Source organism: Streptomyces sp. WAC06614, assembly GCF_003949795.1.
Lineage (GTDB): Bacteria > Actinomycetota > Actinomycetes > Streptomycetales > Streptomycetaceae > Streptomyces.
The window spans coordinates 1-3,172 of the sequence record NZ_RPRY01000519.1 but is presented as its reverse complement, the minus strand read 5'-3'; the positions used below and the strand labels follow the sequence as shown (position 1 = coordinate 3,172).

Genomic DNA, 3,172 nt, shown 5'->3' with positions numbered 1-3,172 from the left:
TGGCAGAGCTGATGGGAGAGCCGGTGGGGGAGCCCGTGGCCGGGCCGGTGGGGGAGGCGACGGGGGGCCCGGGCCAGGTCAGGAAGCCCTGCCCGCGGTCCCGTGGCCGGCCGCCGCCGGCCCTCGTCCCGGGCGCGCCGGTGGCCCGACGTACCGCCCGCTCCACGGCGGCCCTCAGCACCACCGGCGGCACGGCCGCGATCGGACTGCGCAGGCCGCGCGCCAGCCAGTCGGCCTCGCTCTCGGTCAGCCCCGCGACGGCCCGCAGCCGCGCCACGTCCAGGCCCTCGTCCGGTACGGGGGAGTAGAGGCGGACGGCCCCGTTGCGGTGCATGACGAGCCGCGGGCGCAGCCCGCCGTCGACCACGGTCCGGTCCGGGTACAGCGCCCGTACCAGCGGCGCGAGCAGCACCCCGGACAGGCCGGCGTCGTGGAGCACGACCACCGGCAGGTCGGCCGGTACGCCGGCCAGCGCGTCGCGGACGCCCTCGCTCGTGGCGTCCGCGGGGACCTCGACCAGCGAGGCCCGCAGGCGTTCGGGGAGGGTGCTGACGGCCAGGTGCACGGCGACGGCGTGATCGGCGCACAGGATCACCGACCGCGCGGCGGAGACGTGCACGGCCTGCGGCCCGGCCCGGTCCAGGTCGTCGACGACCCCCTCGGGCAGCGCCCCGTACACGGGCAGCCACCGGTCCCTCATCAGCCGGCGGAAGGTGCTCTCGGCCGGTACGACCCTGGACCAGCCCGCGGCGGCCGGAAAGTGGTCCATCCGGGCGGCCGTGACGACGACGGCGAGGCCGGCCAGGCCGCAGACCGAGGCGAGGAACCCGCCGGCGGACACCGCGGCCGTGGCCAGGGCCGCGGCCACCGGAGCCGCCACCAGCCAGCGCACGCGCGCCGGGACGCCACTGGCCGGCCTCGGCCCCGAGGCGCCGTTGTAGGTACGGGAGAGGTACCAGAGCTGCGTGAGGGTGACACCGCGCCGCCCGTCCTGGGTGGCCCGGCTCGCGATCTGCCGGATGCGCGTGTCGTGCATACCCCGGCCGTCGACCTTCGGGTCGAGCGCGAACGCCTGATGGCACAGCCCACAGACCCGGCCGGTCCGCTCCTTCTGGGTGATCCGACGCGAGCAGTGCGGACACATCACGACACACCACCCGCCCCAGGGCCCCCGGCGGCGCCCGGTCCGGCGGCCGGGCCCGGTCCGGCGGTCGGGCCCGTACCGGCGGCCGTGTCGGCGGCCGGGGCGGCGGCCGAGCCCTGGCCTGGCCGTGCGCCCGCTTCGGCGCCCCGGCCCCGGCCCCGGCCCCGGCCCGGGCTCTGGCCCGGGACCGGTGCGGCGGCCGGTGCGGCGCCCGCAGCCGGGCCCTGGCCCGGGCCTGCGCCCGCTTCGGCGCCCCGGCCCGGGCCCGGCCACGTCATGAATCCCACGGCTGCCGCCCGCCGCCGCACGGGGTCGGCCTGTCGCCCGACCTCGTCGGTGAGCCGGGCGACGTGGTCCAGCAGCTTCTGCGGCGGCACGGCGACCAGCGGGAACCGCCAGCCCTTCGCCAACCGGTCCAGCTCCGCCGGCCCGACCGTGCCGAGCGCGGCGAGCAACCGCAACTGCTCAGCACCGGGCCTGCGTTCCTTGTCCCGGTACGCCACCCCTTTGACCTGCTCCCGCACCGTACGCAACGGCAGCCCGGCATCGACCACCCGACGCCCCGTAGCCTCAGCCTCTTGACGTATCCGGTGAACCAGCAACTCACCGTCGACATCGGCATCGTGGAGCACCAGCACCGGCAGCCGCCCGGGCTGTTCGGGCAGCGCGCGCAGCGCCTCGGGGCCGGGCACGAGGACGAGCCCACAGCGCTCAGGTACGCCGTTGGCGGCGAGGAAGGCGGCGATGGACCGCTGCGGACACACCAGCACGGCACTCGGCACGGCCGTGTCGGACGCCGACGACCGATAGGGCTCCACGAGCGCCTCGTCCGTCACCCCACCGGGCAACGCCCCGTAGACCGACCGCCATTCACCGAGCGCCTGCGCCCGGAACTGCTCGTGCGTCATCCGGGCGACCCCCTTGCCGACCCCCGCGAGCCGGGCGACGAGACCACCGCACCCGATCAGCGCCAGCACGACGGCCAGGACGATCAGCGCCCCCACATCGGCGAGCAGCCCGAACAACCCCAGAAACACCCCGAACCCGAGGGCCCCTCCGATGCACCCCCCGTCGACACCGGACTCCTTGACCTGCTTCCGCGCCAACGCGTACCACAACTGCCCCGTCGTAACGGCGACTTCGCCATCCCCCTGAAGCTGCTGCACCACCCTCCGCACCCGGAGGTCGTGCAACTTCATGGGATTGGTCTTGGGATCGAGGGCGTAACGCCGACGGCAGTGGGAGCAGACGTTCCCGGCGCGCTCCTTCTGGAGCAGGTTCTTCTCGCAGTGCGGGCAGATCACCGGCGGACCTCCAGAGCTGCGGCCACCCGCCGCAGCCGCGCAGCCATCCGCTCCCGCACGGTCGTCCCGGCGATGCCGTGGACCTGCTGGGCATGCTCGATGTCACGCAACGCGGCGGCGAGGGCACGGTAGTCGGCGGAACGGACAGCGGCGGGCTGATCGGCAACCGAAGGGACAGCGGCGGAGGACACGCCGAGCGACGCCCCCGCAGCGAGCACCCCCGCCCGACGACCGGCCCGGTCCCGCTCCTCCCGATCGGCGCGGCGCTGGGCCTCGTCGGCGGTGATGGCGTAATCCTCGTGGTCGATGCCGTAACCGGTGTTGGCCGCGAGGATGGTCAGCGGGTCGGTCCCGCGATTGGCGAAGGAGTGGGGCATCATCTCGGGGATCCGGATGAGCATCCCCGGCGTGAGCGGCACATCGGCGACCCGCCCCCGCTCGGCGTCGTAGAGCCCGCAGGCGGCGTGCCCCAGGCTGAGCACGAAGTGCTCGCCGCCGTGCGCGTGCGGGGTGAAGGCACTGCGCGGCCCGACGACACCGAGCTTGACGGTGGCGTTGGACGGCCGCTCGGGCGACGTGGCGGCGTCCCCCACGAGGTAGCGCGCGAACTGCCCGTCGTCGATGAACCGCAGGAACTCCCGCTCGGGCCCGAGCTCCCGCACCCCCTCCCGATCGCCGTGCAGGATCCCCCCGTCGGGCAGCATCCGGTACACCTCGACCCCAC

The 3,172-nt window shown here is 75.3% G+C and carries 2 protein-coding genes and 1 pseudogene; all 3 read right to left on the bottom strand.

Going from position 1 to position 3,172, the window contains the following annotated elements:
* Positions 1 to 1,036: pseudogene (locus tag EF918_RS34105) on the bottom strand (hypothetical protein); the annotation flags it as partial.
* A gap of 107 nt (positions 1,037 to 1,143) precedes the next feature.
* Complete coding sequence (locus EF918_RS37480) at positions 1,144 to 2,448, bottom strand: hypothetical protein (protein WP_185922062.1); 1,305 nt, start codon at positions 2,446 to 2,448, stop codon at positions 1,144 to 1,146.
* A partial coding sequence (locus tag EF918_RS34100; RefSeq protein ID WP_148141324.1) for a cupin domain-containing protein occupies positions 2,445 to 3,172 on the bottom strand: 728 nt, incomplete at its 5' end. The genes EF918_RS37480 and EF918_RS34100, both read right to left, overlap by 4 nt.